This is a genomic window from Vibrio sp. R15-SG3-ISO1A, assembly GCF_059833955.1.
The window spans coordinates 41,783-56,788 of the sequence record NZ_JCBDGH010000088.1; the positions used below are offsets into that span (position 1 = coordinate 41,783).

The 15,006-nt window shown below is 50.6% G+C and carries 11 protein-coding genes; 4 read left to right on the forward strand and 7 right to left on the reverse strand.

The genetic code is table 11. The features are described from left to right. From AC6R0L_RS15500 to AC6R0L_RS15520, 5 genes are all read right to left on the reverse strand, one after another. A complete protein-coding gene (locus AC6R0L_RS15500) occupies window positions 1–1,389 on the reverse strand; it encodes a sensor domain-containing diguanylate cyclase (RefSeq protein ID WP_500629685.1) in 1,389 nt (462 codons plus the stop codon). Beyond that, window positions 1,386–1,982, reverse strand: coding sequence for a response regulator (locus AC6R0L_RS15505; RefSeq protein ID WP_487902371.1), 597 nt, complete (start codon window positions 1,980–1,982; stop codon window positions 1,386–1,388). Before AC6R0L_RS15505 ends, AC6R0L_RS15500 begins: the two co-directional genes overlap by 4 nt. Then, on the reverse strand, window positions 1,979–3,148 hold the full coding sequence (locus AC6R0L_RS15510; RefSeq protein WP_500629686.1) for an EAL domain-containing response regulator: 1,170 nt from the start codon (window positions 3,146–3,148) through the stop codon (window positions 1,979–1,981). The genes AC6R0L_RS15505 and AC6R0L_RS15510 overlap by 4 nt, the downstream gene beginning before the upstream one ends. Further along, a complete protein-coding gene (locus AC6R0L_RS15515; RefSeq protein ID WP_500629687.1) occupies window positions 3,145–6,840 on the reverse strand; it encodes an ATP-binding protein in 3,696 nt (1,231 codons plus the stop codon). The genes AC6R0L_RS15510 and AC6R0L_RS15515 overlap by 4 nt, the downstream gene beginning before the upstream one ends. A gap of 314 nt (window positions 6,841–7,154) precedes the next feature. Continuing rightward, window positions 7,155–8,237 (reverse strand): ABC transporter substrate-binding protein, encoded by a 1,083-nt coding sequence (locus AC6R0L_RS15520; RefSeq protein ID WP_500629688.1) that lies wholly within the window; start codon window positions 8,235–8,237, stop codon window positions 7,155–7,157. A gap of 128 nt (window positions 8,238–8,365) precedes the next feature. Here AC6R0L_RS15520 and AC6R0L_RS15525 point away from each other — a divergent pair, with 128 nt between their 5' ends. Further along, window positions 8,366–9,418 carry a FecCD family ABC transporter permease gene (locus tag AC6R0L_RS15525; RefSeq protein WP_334568275.1) on the forward strand — a complete coding sequence of 351 codons (1,053 nt, stop codon included), beginning with the start codon at window positions 8,366–8,368 and terminating at the stop codon, window positions 9,416–9,418. Next, the gene (locus AC6R0L_RS15530) at window positions 9,418–10,188 is read left to right on the forward strand and encodes an ABC transporter ATP-binding protein (protein ID WP_334550851.1); all 771 of its coding nucleotides are present in this window, start codon (window positions 9,418–9,420) and stop codon (window positions 10,186–10,188) included. The genes AC6R0L_RS15525 and AC6R0L_RS15530 overlap by 1 nt, the downstream gene beginning before the upstream one ends. Window positions 10,189–10,240: 52 nt before the next feature. On the opposite strand, the gene AC6R0L_RS15535 is transcribed toward AC6R0L_RS15530, so the two are convergent. Next, a complete protein-coding gene (locus AC6R0L_RS15535) occupies window positions 10,241–12,103 on the reverse strand; it encodes a methyl-accepting chemotaxis protein (protein WP_500629689.1) in 1,863 nt (620 codons plus the stop codon). A 194-nt stretch (window positions 12,104–12,297) separates the two neighbouring features. Next, window positions 12,298–13,359 (reverse strand): protease SohB, encoded by a 1,062-nt coding sequence (gene sohB / locus AC6R0L_RS15540; RefSeq protein WP_500629690.1) that lies wholly within the window; start codon window positions 13,357–13,359, stop codon window positions 12,298–12,300. An 89-nt stretch (window positions 13,360–13,448) separates the two neighbouring features. Between sohB and AC6R0L_RS15545 the strand changes: the two genes are divergently transcribed. Then, window positions 13,449–14,192: a YciK family oxidoreductase gene (locus tag AC6R0L_RS15545; protein WP_500629691.1), complete on the forward strand. Its 744-nt coding sequence runs from the start codon at window positions 13,449–13,451 to the stop codon at window positions 14,190–14,192. Window positions 14,193–14,321: 129 nt separating this feature from the next. Beyond that, complete coding sequence (imuA, locus tag AC6R0L_RS15550; RefSeq protein WP_500629692.1) at window positions 14,322–15,005, forward strand: translesion DNA synthesis-associated protein ImuA; 684 nt, start codon at window positions 14,322–14,324, stop codon at window positions 15,003–15,005. The last annotated feature ends 1 nt before the right edge of the window (window position 15,006 follow it).

Genomic DNA, 15,006 nt, shown 5'->3' on the forward strand with positions numbered 1-15,006 from the left:
TTACCCCCGCTTGCCTTTGTCTTGATAGAGATTTTCATCCGCCATGATCAGCGCATGGTCTAGCTCATCATCTGGCCGTTTAAACGCGACACCCACGCTCACGGTCACCGCGATGTTCATCGGTCTTAACAACTGAGCCGATACCTGCTGTTGCAACTTCTCTTTGAGCTCCAACACACGAGGCGGAGTACACCCTGGCAAAATGGCGAGAAACTCATCACCGCCCGAGCGAACAAGATAGTCGGAGTCGCGGAAAACACGCTTCATCGCGTTGGCAATGTGTTTAATCGCTTCATCGCCGGTATGGTGTCCATATTCGTCATTGATGGTTTTGAGTTTGTCGCCATCCACGGCCAAGATAGCCAGAGTTTCACTGTGCGTTTTTTCTATAAACTTGCGAGTATTGAACACCTTGCGGTTATACAGCCCTGTCATCTCATCACGGTGTGACTCTTCGTACACTTTGGCGATATTGGCTTTCGCCTCTCGCAGTTTGGCATAGTGATTCACCCCAAGTAGTGAGACACACCAAAGCAAGAAAAAGGCGGGTAACGTATCGAGCAACAATTTGCTGACCGGATAATTGAAACTGAGCACCGATTTGTTATCAATCACGTAGTGCGAGCGAAAGCCCAGCTCTGCCAACGGGTAGTCTGGGTAACTGATTTGCACATAATTAAGCTCGCCTACACTGCCTGAGCTGTACGTCGCGTCTTCACCAAATTTTGAACCAAAGGCGTACATATCTACGCTCACATCGCCAATCACTTCACCACGATGCAACACGGGGCTCGACAGCGTTATTGTTGGTTCGCCTGAGATCATATCCTGGTAGATTTTTGATACCACTAAGCGATCCGAAAGCGCCTCTGCGGTGGAAAATCGAGAACAAGTTCGAAAGCGTTCGCAGCGCTGATCGTGGATGGCGCGTGTACCCAAGTCAATTTGCCCCATATCGCTGAAAAAGATGAACTTTCCCTGCCCTTGAAACGACTGGTAGTAAGTCGCAGAGCGATCATCGAGTAAAAACGCATTCATATTGCCAAAGGCATAAATCAGCGAAGACAACACCACTTTCTCATCGCGATTCAGCTGGTGTGACTCTCCGGTCAGCGGGTAAACGTAAGTCTTAATGGCATATTGGCCGATATTGTTGTACATCTCCTCCAACACCGCCTCATCAATATGAAAAACCGTATTCACAAACAAAGAGGTGTAAATCAGGCGCTGCTTTTGAGTATCGATGCTTTCCGTCAGCAGCTTGAAGTCGTTTTTTTTCGTGCTGACTTGCACATAGGAGTAGGCAAAAAACAGTAAGATATAGGCGATGAATGCCAACGCGCAAGACTTCGTCAGCACGCTGACACGACTCACTTTTTTGCTAATCATAATGCCGCGACCTTGTTGAGCTCCATTAAATTACCCACACCATATTTGTCTAAAAGACGCTTCTTATAGGTGCTCACGGTTTTGTCGCTGATGGATAGAATATGCGCGATCTCCTTGTTGGTTTTTCCGCGCAATAAATGGTTCATCACGACGGCTTCACGATTGGAGAGCTCCACTTTCTCGCGCTCAGGGCTCGGAGTTGATTTGAACTTGAAGAAGGTATAGCCGTTGAAGATCCCTTCTACCGCATCACGCAAGATCTCTTGCTGCTCCGACTTACACACATAACCGTCAGCGCCTGCTTTAAACGCTAATTCGCTGAACAACGCGCTCTCTTCCGCCGAATAGAACAAGACCTTACCGCGATAGCCATGAGACTTAATACGGCGGTAGAAATCGTATCCATCGACATCGGTGAGATTGATGTCCAAGATAAGTAAGTCCACTGCCCCTGACTTAATAGTATTGAGCGCGCTCTTGGCGTTGTTGGCCACAGAGACACTGTCAATAAAGGGTAAGGTTGAGATGGTGGCGCGAATCGCCACTCCCACCAGTGGATGGTCATCAAACACTAAACAGCGACATTTACTCATAATAAGCTCTCTACTAAATTAGGTTGGCAAAGCGGCAGCTCTGCCAAAGGAACAGGTTTACTGACCAAGTAGCCTTGGCAGGTATGCACACTCAACCCGCGCAATACATCCCACGATTGCTTCGTCTCCACACCTTCTGCTACAACATGAATGTTGAAAGATTGCGCAAGTTGGCTGATAAACGTCACGATGCGCTGCTTTTTGGTGTCGTTTTCAAGACCAAGCACAAAGGTGCGGTCTATCTTGATTTCGTTAAATGGGAAGGCATACAAGTTCTCCAACGAGGAGTAGCCTGTACCAAAATCATCAATCGCGACATTGATGTGATTGACGCGCAGCTTGGCTAAGTTTTTGTATAGCGCACGATTTTTCTGGTACGAGTACTCTTCGGTGATTTCTATCGTCAGACGCTGCGGATCCACTCGGTGCTGACGACACAGCGTCAGCACATGATCGGCAAAATTGGGGTTCTCCAGATTCGCTTGATCGGCGTTCACGGAGACTTTGGCGGGCAGCAAACCCTGCTGCATATCCACAAGCGCGTTGAGTAATACGGTATCAAACAGCTCGTTCGACAACTGGCATCGCTCCACCATAGGAAGAAAGGTATCGGGAAAGAGCGTGCCATGCTCTGGGTGTTGCCATCTCGCCAATGCCTCGACGCCTACTACCTCACCAGTATTGAAATCCACTTGAGGCTGATAAAAATTGCAAATGTCCCCCGCAGCCAATGCGAGCAAAAACTCCGCATCCGTTAGCGTTAGCGCGCGTTGAACGAATGTGCGCTGGGCCGGTTTGATGTAGGAAAATAGAGCGCTTAATTCAGCCTCAACAAAAGGCTTGCTGATCTGGGCAATGAGGTCAAAACTGTAACCTTGGCACATGGCTTTCACCGTAGAGAGTACGGGTTGATCTAGCCCACTGAGAATGGCGACATGTCCAGCAAAACCGACCTCATTGAGCGCTTCAAGCATGTCGATACCATCTCGATCGGGCATGCTCAAATCACACAAGATCAACTGGTAATCCCGTTCACTCACTGACGCCATCGCCGCATCTACCGAGGTAAAACTGTGAATATCACTCACCCCGAGTTGGCGTAGCGCTCTGTCCAGCATTTTTAGCTGTAAGGGGTGGTCGTCTAATAACATCACTGTGTGTGTCATGATTGGGTTCTCCAGCGGTCTACCGCAGCTACCTCTTGCGTCAGACTATCAATCAATGACGCGACTCCCTGAGAGAATGAGTGAGCAGAAGAGTGCTCTATGTGTTGACACTGAGTCACCAGTGACGTGAGCCCAACGGCTGCCAAGCCGCCTTTAATGCTGTGTATCGCCTTACGGAGCACGTCCATGTCACCACTGCCTCGCAGCACCTTTAAATCTTGATTCATCGACTGCACAAACAGCGCCGCAAATTCGGCTTGTTCGCTTTCGCTTAACTGAGCAAGCCAAGCAGGCATGGCGCGGGTTTCGTTCGCCTCTGCGGGCAGATACAAGCCAAGCAGAGCGCGTAATTGCGCCATTGAATAAGGCTTGCAAAGGACATGGTCCAAGCCGCTTTGGCTGGCAAGCTCCGTCGCCACTCGCGAATCTTCTGCGGTGAGGCCAATCACGGGTAACACACTCAGCGTCGAGTCTTGACGAATGTGACGCGTCAAGGCAAAACCGTCCATAATGGGCATATGAAAGTCAGTCAGCAGCACATCGATATCCTGGTGCTGAGCAAGATAAACCAACGCTTGTTCACCGTTATCGACTATCTTGGCGTCAACGCCCAGCTCAGCCAGTTGCATCGCGATGATGTTTTGATTGATGAGGTTATCTTCCGCTACCAAAACACGTCCGCACAGCGCGGGACTTGCTGGCGCATCCTTAGCTGCTGACGTGGAGGTCGATGTCTGACGCGTGCGCTCCGTCAAGGCTTTAAGCACCAGATGAGGGTAGCGATAGTGCTGACTCGGCATCTCATTTACGTCATCACTCAAACCTCGAATCTGAAGATGATGGTTTTCAAGCATCATCACATCCGCGTTACTCTCACAGGCTTTCAGCCCCCAGGCGCGAAACCACTGTGTCATTTCTACAGGTAAACCTGATTCGTTGTAGGTCACATCGCTCAATATCGGATCTAAGCGAGCACTGCGTTTGAGTGGCAGCTGTAAGCGAAACACACTGCCAACATTGACGATGCTTTCAACATTGAGTGACCCACCCATGCAGGCCACCAGCTTATCGACAATGCTCAGTCCTAAACCGGTGCCGCCAAATTGGCGCGTCACGCCATCGTCGGCTTGGGTAAACGGTTGAAAAATCTTTTCTATTTGGCCGTGCGTCATTCCGATGCCGCTATCAGAGACCGTCACGTTGAGTGCCCGGTCAGTCGCGGATGCGTCAATTTTAATGAAGCCCGTCTGAGTGAACTTAATCGCGTTAGACATCAAGTTGTTGATGATTTGCACCACTCGCACATCATCAATCACGCCATAACGCTGGGCAAAGGGTAAAAACGCCACGCGATACTCCAGTCCTTTGCTCTGCGCTGCACTTTCAAAGGAACGAACCGTCTCCCCCACCACCTGAAGCAGGTCGGTCTCAACCGGATTCACACGCAACTGATTGGCATGCAATTTGGAAAAATCGAGCACTTCATCCACCAGCTGATTGAGGTGACGGGTCGATTGTTTGGCTTGTTCCACCAGTTCAGACACGTCAGCATGCAACGGCTTGGTTTGCATCAGCTCCAATAGCCCTTGCGCTGCCGCTATGGGAGTGCGCAGCTCATGGCTCATGGTTGCCAAAAAGCGCTCACGAGAGACGACCGCTTCCTGCGCATGTTGCTTCGCTTTGAGAAGCTCGGCTTCTTTCGCTTTGTGCTCGGTGATGTCGTTGAGCACCGTCAACACAAAGCGATTGTTTGAGCTCGGAGACGTGATCACTTTACGTTGGCGGAAAATGTGCGCCACCGACAGACGACAATCTTGAGTTTGGTGATAATCCGCGATCCGCTCACCCGCCAATACCCGCTCCACTTCTTGCGCATTATCGACCAAAGGCGACTGCGCGCTGCGACTGGCCACACTGCACCCGCTGCAATCGCCACGTTGAACGTGCTCGCAGTTACTCAGCACCATCTGGTTGCGGCTGTCATGAATAAATACCCAACTGTCGAGCTCTGAAATAATGGTCTTCAACCACTCTTTTTCGTTCTCTTCTTGATTTGCACTCGCCTCAGCCAAGCCCACTTTGAGCCTGAGGTTAGAGATAATAAAGTAGGTCAGTAGCGCCGCCAGCAACACCAGTGTCAGCACTGCGCCAGCGACCTGCACCACTTGCTTGTCGTCATAGCCGTAGATGAAGTTGATTTGGCGATAGCCTCGCATCAGCTTCGCCATCTCGTTAACGTCAATGGTGCTAAATACACTGTCGAGCAATCGCTTCAACTGCGGGGAGTTTTTCACCGCAAACGCAAGGTGCACTTTTAGAGGTTCACGTTCATTGATTTCGAGCCCGCCGACATCGCTTCGTACCACCAAACCGTGCGCGATATCTTTAGGGATATAAGCAAAATCAATCGCTTGAGATTTCAAATCTGCAATCAGCGTTTTCAGTGTGTCGTATTGTTTGATCTGGCGATCGCGCCACCCGGTAAGATGAACAAATCCTTGGTGCTCACTGCTGGTCAAAACGCCGACAATGTCATGCCCGTGATGTTGAGGCACGTCACCTTCACGGGTCACGGCAACATAGTTGAGTGACAAAAAGGGCTCAGTCAGTTGCCACTTCGCCATCGGTTTTTCATCGGTATACGCCACAGGAACCAAATCGGCGTTATAGCCTGACAAGCTCCCTTCATCGAGATGATCAGGCTCTACATGGGTAAACTCGAGCCCTGTACGCGAGCGAAGCAGTTGGAAGAAATCATGCAAAAAGCCATCAAGCTTGCCGTCTTCACCACGAAACAGAAACGGATAGGCGGTGGTCGCGGCGCTATAAGTGATCGGCTGTTCGGCGCTATGGGTACGCTGAAAATCGTTCAGTTTGAGTTCAACCGAGTGATAAGGGTTGTCGGAGACTATCGAGCGAACGTTATCTCCCTGCTCTTCTAAATTCAGCACCTGATTGACGCGATCGACAAGGCTTTGATATTTGGCGGTGGTGATCAAGCGCACTTTCTCGCTCTTGACCCACTCTGGCGTCGCCAATGTACCTTTGACGATGTCATGGCCATCAAGAAAGGTGTTTAAGACCACGAAACTGGAGATAAGCGCATCACTCAATCCCAACTCCATCGCTTGCTTGGCATCATCAAGATCGCGGGCATAGTGAATGTTATCAATGCCCGCCGATTTGAGCTGTTCGCAATGGGAAGTGCCGCGAATGCATGACCAAGCAAGAGATTCAGGCGCATGTTTGGCGAGGTGACGATCGGCGTACCACACCGCCACACTGCTAGTGAAAAAAGGTTTAGAGAAGATAAATCGCTTGGCTCGCTCCTCGGTGTGGCTAAAGCCCACCGCCCCGACCACTTCATCACGCTCAATCGCATCCAGCAGTGCAGACACCGTCGGGTAGCCTTTCAGTTCTACCTTCAACTTCAGCGCGTTGGCGATGTTGACCAGATAGTCTTGATTGATGGCATCAAACGCATTGATGCCATCGCGGTGGGTACCCATCGCTCCCTCTTTTGACACGATACCAAACACCAACGTCGCCCTTTGTGGCTCGCTGGTCGGCGCTACTGGCGCAGTTTTGGTCGCATTCACCTCACCTGTACCTAAACCAAGCAGGCAGAGCGCGCACAGCGCCATCACGCGCAGGCGCGGCATGTGAAATCGTGTTTGAAAACGTGGCATCATAAGTCTTTCCTAATCTACTGATCGGCAAGACTAGGGATATAGGAAGCAAAGTCAAACGAGCACGTTTGGCATCTTGATTGTAACTAATTGTTAAATATAGATAATTTTAAATTTTGTAGGAAGAGTATGACACGAGTTCGGGAGATACCAGACAAATCGACTCTGTCAGAAAAGAAGAAAATTGACGCTCTCTAGGATCAGTAATGACAGAAAAGCCGAAGTGACCCGACATACGGTTCACTTCGGCTTTCGTTGAGGGCAGCACGCTTATTCAACTTGCCCAAAAGAGCGTAACCAGCCTAACAGCTGAGCTCTTATAACTCAGTCATAAAGGTGCCGGTTGGGCTAATCGGCAGGTATTTTTCATAAAACGCCTGGTATTGACCAGCAGGGTCTAAATCACTAAACAGGGATGGGTAAAGAATTTTCGCGTAGAACTGAATCATCGCGCCATCAAGAATCGTACGACATGCACCGTGATACGCCGCAAACATACGCTGGTTTTGCACCGCAGATAGGGTTGACCAACCGACGCGCTGCTGAAATCCGGCTAAACGCTGCTTCGCTAGCGCTTCATCCACACCTTGCCCCATGACCATAGAGTCATCGGCGCTGCCTGATTCATAGCCTGTCATCACAATCACTTCTGGATTCGCAGCGAGGATTTGCTCTGGGTTGAGTTTGCCCCACCACTCGACGTAGGGAGCGGAGATATTGTCACCGCCCGCCATGGTCGCAATCGCACCCCACATGTTTTTGCCAAAGGTGTAGCCAGTTTCACTCACGCCCGCCGCACCATATTCGGCGTAGACACGCGGCTTAGGCAGGTTGGCTTTCGCTAGACGATCGCTGATCATCTCGACGTTTTTCTGGTACTCATCAGCAATGGTTTGTGCGCGCGCTTTCTGACCAGTGATGACACCAATCAGCTTAGTGCTTTGCACATGGCGCTCCACCGTTTGAGCGTTGTAATCCACGACGACCACCGCGATTCCAGCACTTTGCATACGCTCAACATCCGATTCAAGTGCCTTAAACTGCCAATCCGCCAGTAGCACGACGTCTGGGTTCAAGCCGATCACTTTTTCTACCGAGAAGGTGTTGGTGTCTACACGTCCGATTTCGGGGATCTCATCAAGAGAGGGGCGGTGCTTGAGATACTCCGCCCAGCTCGCCGAACGTGCTTGCCAAATGTATTTAGACATGCCAACCACATGGTCATACGCCGCTTCCGTGCCTATTGCCATATAATCTTCAGGGTAAAATCCTACGACGGCTCGTTGCGCCGGCGCATCAAAGGTCACCTCACGTCCTAGAACGTCAGTTACTGTGGTGGTTTGGGCAAAAGTGAAACCGCTAAAACAGAGTGCGGCAAACATCATTAACTGTTTAATCATTGGGTCAATTCCTTGTTGTTTTGCGACATATTAATCCCTTTATTAATGATAATGCAACTAACTATCATTAATGATAATATCACCACCTTTATTTATGCGAATACGCCCTTTTGTACAGGTAAGATGACGTGGAATCTGTCGCCTTAGAACAGTTAATCAAGCAGCAGCGCCGCAATGAGAAGCAACGCGTAGGCGTCATTATCGCCTTTGCTTGTCTGATTGTGATGACGTTTGTTTTTGACATCATGACCGGGCCTTCGATGCTCAATGCATCCAAAGTCCTCTACTCATTATTGGAATGGATTGGCTTGCCGTATCAAGTCGATGCATCCACGCAAATCATTGTCACCAACCTGCGCTTGCCCATCGCTTTGATGGCGATCGTCGTTGGCGGCGCACTTGGCGTTGGCGGTGCAGAAATGCAGACGCTACTGAACAACACCATGGCAAGCCCCTACACCTTAGGCATGGCCGCCGCCGCTGGTTTTGGCGCGGCCATCACTCTGTACATGGGATCTTGGGGGATCAGCAGCAACTATGCGGTGCCACTTGGCGCGTTTTTGTGTTGTATGCTGTCGGCGTGCTTTTTGTTCTCTCTCGCATCGGTGCGTCATATTAGCTCTGGCCAGCTGATTCTTGCCGGCATTGCGCTGCTGTTTTTGTTTCAATCGCTGCTCTCGTTGGTGCAGTTTGTCTCCTCCCCTGAACTCAGTCAGCAAATTCTATTTTGGCTCTTTGGTAGCCTGTCGAAAGCAACGTGGAATAACCTAGCCATTACTGCGGCGGTGGTCTTATTGGGCGGCGTGTTGCTGATGAAAGATGCGTGGCAACTCACCGCGCTGCGCCTTGGGGAAGAGCGGGCAAAAAGCGTTGGCGTTAACATCAAACGGCTGCGATTAAAAACTCTGTTTATCGTCGCGGTGATCACCGCAACCGTGACCAGTTTTGTTGGGATCATCGGTTTTGTTGGCATTGTCGCCCCCAATATGGCGAAATCCATGGTGGGTGAAGATCAGCGATTCTTCTTGCCGATGTCGTTTTTGGTTGGGGCATTTTTGCTCTCAGGCGCCTCTGTGCTATCTAAAATCATCGTGCCAGGCGCGCTATTTCCCATTGGCATAGTCACCGCCATTATTGGCGTGCCTTTCTTCTTCTGGCTTATCTTGGCGAAGCGAGGTTAATGGTGCTGGTTGCGGATCATATTCACATTCATATCGATAATCTCACGCTGGCGGATAACATCAGCTTTGAGCTCAATCCCGGCCAAGTCACTGCGGTACTGGGTCCCAACGGCGCCGGAAAGAGCACACTCTTGAAAGCGCTATTTGGCGATATTGACCTCTCTCAAGGTGCCATTCGTCATCAAGAGACCACGCTCAACCCGAAAGCTCTCGCTCGCTGGCGTGCTCGCTTTGGCTACATGCCGCAAGACATTCACCTTGAAGTGAGTTTGAGTGTGATAGAAGTGGTACTGATGGGCAGGCTCGATAGTTTGAGCTTGCGCATTGATGATGATTTACTCAAGCAAGGGCTGCACATTCTCAACAGTATTGGCATGGCCCATTTGGCGAATCGTAACGTTAGCTCACTCAGTGGCGGTCAACGGCAGATGATTTTGTTCGCCCAAGCTATCATGCGCAACCCGCAGATCATGTTACTTGATGAGCCCGTTAGCGCATTGGATCTTCACCACCAGCATGTCTTGCTTGATCACTTAGTGAAACAGACACGCGAGCAGCAGTTTGTCAGCATTATGGTGCTGCACGATCTTAATTTGGCGGCGCAATACGCCGACCATCTTCTGGTCATCAAGCAGGGGCAATTGGTCGCCAGCGGCGCGCCCAATACGATTTTGACCACAGAGCTGGTAAAGTCCATCTACAACGTGGATGCCACGGTTCACCATGATAACGATGGTGTGCCCTTCGTGCGCACTTTAAAAGCCAGTTAACGCACGCTCACTGCTCAAAAAAAGCCCCAACATTAAGCTGGGGCCATTTCGATTAGACAATAAACTTGTTGAGTGCTGATGATTGCTCTTCTACAAGGCGCGTCTGTTGCTCGACTAAGTTGGACGTTTCCAACGTGCGCTCTGCTACTTGGCTCGACAGATCTTTGATGTTCACCGTGTTGCCGTTGATCTCTTCAGCCACCAAGCTTTGCTCTTCCGCCGCGGAGGCAATTTGGATGTTCATTTCGGTGATTTGCGACACCGCATCTTTAATGCGATGCAGTGATTCATTGGCACTGTGCGCGTGCTCTACCGTCTCCATCGCCAGATCGTAGCTCTGAGTCATCGCCGAGGCCGTTGTGTTCGCGCCCGCTTGTAAGCGCTCAATCATAGCGCGAATTTCGGTAGTCGATTCCGTTGTGCGCTGTGCTAAGGTGCGAACCTCATCCGCCACTACCGCAAAACCGCGTCCTGAATCGCCCGCACGCGCCGCTTCAATCGCTGCGTTCAATGCAAGCAGGTTGGTTTGGTCAGCAATGCCATTTATCACGCTGACGATAGATTCAATGCTGTCGGTTGAGGCTTCCAGTTCACGGACACTTTTCGACGCGCGCTCCATCTGCTGAGCCAGCGTTTGGATAGAATCAGACGTCAGCGAGACAATGCTGGTGCCCTCTTCTGCAGCGTGATCCGCCGATTGCGCAGCGTGCGCCGCGCTCTGTGCGTTCTCTGCCACCAATGCACAGGTCGTCGACATCTCATTCATCGCAGTCGCCAACTGCTCCACTTCTTGTACTTGAGTGTCCAGCAGCATTCGTGAATCGTTCGCCGCGATATTGGTCGACTCCGCCACATGAGTGACATCGTGCGCTGTGCGTTGGCTGTCTTTAATCAGCGCTTGAATCGTCGCAACAAAGTTGTTGAAGCTTTTCGCCAGCTGGCTAAATTCTTCATCGGTATTGGTATCAAGACGCTTGGTCAAGTCACCATCGCCACTTGCAACGTTGTCCATCGCTGCACTCAGTTGACGCAATGGGCGGGTTAGCCAAGCGATGATCGCCAAGAAAACCGCTAAACTGAGGAACATCAAGAGAGTGGCAATGATCATCGAGCTTGTTCTCATGTTCTGCAAAGGAAGATGTGTCTGCTCAAAATCGACTAAGATACCCACAAACCAGCGCGTATCAGGCACTGGCTGGTAGGTGACATAGTAATCTCGCCCATTTACAGGCAAGATCTTAACATCATTGCTAATCGCACCATTTGCAATGAAACGAGTCAGAGGCTGACCATTAAATTGCGCGTTTGGGTGACCAATGATGGTGCCATTTTCATGAACAATGAATAGCGTGCTGTGTGGCACGTCAGCCTCATTGACAGTGGCTGACAACACAGAAAGGTCAACATCAAAAAAGCTCACTGCCTCAAGCTGACCACTCTGGTAAATCGGTTGTGACACAGAGATCAGTACTGCGTCTGTGCCTTCATCCACATACGGCTCTGTCACCACTCGTTGACCCACGCGCTTTGCGTCCACATACCAAGGGCGAGTGCGAGAATCCCAGTCACTCGGTGGCGTCCAACTAGCATCATTGTGCACAATTCGGCCATCATCTTCATATCCGACTCCGGCGGTAACAAAGACATGATTCAGTGCCGATTGATTGAAAATAGTATGAACACTCTCTTGAGGTGCGTTCGCCGTCAACTCCGATAGGTAATCAGCAAAGTCATATTTAGCCTTCATGGTTTCCGACAAATTATCAGCTACCTGTTTCATCGAGAGGTCAATCATTGTTGAGATAGAACTCTCCACTTCTTTACTCAATGCACGGTAGTTAAGGGTCGATAATAGACTCAACGACACTAAACATATCGCTGATCCTGCTACGATCAGTTTGGTACGAAATTTCATAATTCCTCGGAGACAAATAAGCATGCTCGTGCGAGTGTAGCGAAGTGCATATTTTATGAGGAATATCGGTTATTCCTCATACAGTAACGAGCTACACATTGGCTCCGTACCAATACCAAACAGCAAAAAGCCCACCGAAGTGGGCTTTTGGGAGTTAGGCTTTAGACGTCGTGTTACCAAAGCATCTATCTTTATCACACAATCGGTCTTTGTCCGCGATCCATCAGCTTCATGAGCACGTTATCGGCGGCTTCTCCGGCAATGCTGGCCAGCTTGGATGACAGCTTTTTCTTTTGTGTGTAATGGATCGCCAACACGGTCTTTTCCTTGCAAGCTGTGGCGATAAGGTCATCGGAAGTGTTGATTTCATCCACCAAGCCCAGTTTGTGCGCTTGTGTGCCGAACCAGTGTTCACCGGTGGCGACTTTCTCCAACGCTAACTCTGGACGATGTTCACGGATGAAGTCTTTAAAGAGATCGTGCGTCTCTTCAAGCTCTTGTTTGAATTTTTCACGCGCTTTGTCGGTGTTTTCACCAAACATGGTGAGGGTGCGTTTGTACTCACCAGCAGTCAGCTGCTCATAGTCGATGTCATGCTTTTTTAGCAGCTTGTTGAAATTTGGCAACTGGGCAATCACGCCAATAGAGCCGACAATCGCAAACGGTGCCGAGACAATTTTGTCCGCAATGCACGCCATCATATAACCGCCGCTGGCCGCCACTTTGTCGACCGCGATGGTCAGTGGAATGCCCGCGTGCTTGATGCGATCCAATTGCGAAGAGGCCAAGCCATAACCGTGCACCATGCCACCACCCGATTCAAGACGCAGCAGCACTTCGTCTCCCTCCCGGGCCACGGCAAGAATGGCGGTCACCTCTTCACGTAGCGAAGCCACCTCTTTCGCATCAATGCTGCCCTTAAAATCCAACACAAAAAGATGCGGCTCGCGCTGGCTGTCTAACTCACCCGCTTTACTGGCCTGCTTAATGGCTTTCTCGCGCGCTTTGGTCTCTTCTTTCTGGCTCTTCTTCTCCGCCTTGTCGCGCGCCTTCAAAAACGCGTCATCATGCAGATGATGTTCGAGGGTATCGACAGTGTGTTTATGCTGTTCACTGAGGTTGGTCACCTCCAGTTCACCTTTCGCACTGCCACTCTTACCACCCGCGGCTTTGGCTATCACTAAAATCGCAATAATCGCGACCACAACAGTCACAATCTTGGCTAAAAACAGCCCGTACTCCAACAAAAATTCCAATGTGAATATCCTCTCCTAGGCGAATTGGTGTATTGTAACCACCTTGTCACGAAGACTTAAAGCAGAAGATTACAATAAGGATGCACATCGTGGATTATGCTGTCTCTTCAGATGCCCTGAAAGGTAAGGTTATTCTGGTTACTGGCGCGGGAGCCGGTATTGGTAAACAAGCGGCGCTCTCTTATGCAGAGCATGGCGCAACGGTGATTCTCCTTGGCCGCACCGTCAAAAAACTCGAAGCCACCTACGACGAAATCGAAGCCGCTGGCTACCCTCAGCCAGCGATTATTCCCCTAGATATGAAAGGCGCCAGCAAGCAAAACTATCTGGATATGGCCGATACGATTGAGAGCCAGTTTGGACGTCTTGATGGTGTGCTGCACAACGCCAGTTTGCTTGGCGTGATCAGTCCGTTTGATCAAATCGGTGAGGATACCTATGACGACGTGATGCAAGTCAACGTCAAAGCGCCCTTTTTGATGACACAGGCCCTGCTGCCTTTGCTGCGTCAATCCGACGATGCGCGCATTGTCTTTACCTCATCCACCGTGGGTCACAGTGGCCGCGCGTTCTGGGGCACGTATGCGATGTCCAAATTTGCAACCGAAGGCATGATGCAAGTGTTGGCGGATGAGCTCAGTGACTCGACTATTCGTGTTAATGCCATCAACCCAGGCGCGACCCGCACAGGCATGCGCGCAAAAGCCTACCCAGCGGAAGATGCCGATTTGCTCAAAACACCGCTCGATCTGATGCCCCTGTATCTCTACTTGATGGCACCAGAAGGTCGCGCCGTCAACGGGCAGTGTATTGACGCGCAACCGAAAAAATAATCACCAATAAACGCCGACTTCTCAACGCCTCGCACTCTGTGTGAGGCGTTTTTTTATTCACTCACACCACAAGGATCTTGTCGATCGTTGATAAACAATTATACTGTATATATATACAGGTAAATAATTATGTATGAACTGATCGAACATCTTAAGCAAAAACAATGGCTTTGGCAGGGTAATCAAACCTTAGCAGAACAAGACCACTACACCACTGGCTATGATCTGCTTGATCAAAAGCTCAGCGGCGGCTTCCCGAAGCAAGGTGTGGTGGAGCTGAGCTCGCCCGCTGCGATTGGTGAGCTGCGCCTGTTGCTTCCCCATCTAAGAAACACCACTCAAGAGCGGTTGTCGGTCTTTATTCAGCCGCCGGGGTATCTATGCGCCGAGCAGCTCATCCGCGAAGGGTTCGATATGAATAAGATTTTGCTCCTCTACCCACGCGAGCACAAAGAGGCGCTGTGGGCCGCTGAACAATGTTTAAAAAGCGGCGCTTGCAGCAATGTGCTGTTATGGTCGAGCCAGTTAGAAGTGCACCAAGCTCGGCGTTTGCAAGTCGCCAGTGAACGCGGTGATAGTTTGTCTTTTTTGTTCAAATCCGAGCAGCACAGCCAGGCATCACTGCCGGTGAGCTTAAGCCTTGCCCTGCGCCCGCACCCTTTGGGCTTAGAGGTCACTATCACCAAACGCCGCGGCGGATGGCCACACGCCAGTTTTGTCCTGGATATGAGCCGCACTTGGCCAGCACTGACGCACGCTCGCTCGCCATCAAGCGCTGACGTTCTCCCCTTTCCACTGAGGCAGCAAGGCTAAC

Excerpts from the sequence above, each read along its gene's own strand:
- AC6R0L_RS15500 (WP_500629685.1), bottom strand. The coding sequence starts at position 1,389 with ATGATTAGCAAAAAAGTGAGTCGTGTCAGCGTGCTGACGAAGTCTTGC.
- AC6R0L_RS15505 (WP_487902371.1), bottom strand. The coding sequence starts at position 1,982 with ATGAGTAAATGTCGCTGTTTAGTGTTTGATGACCATCCACTGGTGGGA.
- AC6R0L_RS15510 (WP_500629686.1), bottom strand. The coding sequence starts at position 3,148 with ATGACACACACAGTGATGTTATTAGACGACCACCCCTTACAGCTAAAA.
- AC6R0L_RS15515 (WP_500629687.1), bottom strand. The coding sequence starts at position 6,840 with ATGATGCCACGTTTTCAAACACGATTTCACATGCCGCGCCTGCGCGTG.
- AC6R0L_RS15520 (WP_500629688.1), bottom strand. The coding sequence starts at position 8,237 with ATGATTAAACAGTTAATGATGTTTGCCGCACTCTGTTTTAGCGGTTTC.
- AC6R0L_RS15530 (WP_334550851.1), top strand. The coding sequence starts at position 9,418 with ATGGTGCTGGTTGCGGATCATATTCACATTCATATCGATAATCTCACG.
- AC6R0L_RS15535 (WP_500629689.1), bottom strand. The coding sequence starts at position 12,103 with ATGAAATTTCGTACCAAACTGATCGTAGCAGGATCAGCGATATGTTTA.
- imuA (WP_500629692.1), top strand. The coding sequence starts at position 14,322 with ATGTATGAACTGATCGAACATCTTAAGCAAAAACAATGGCTTTGGCAG.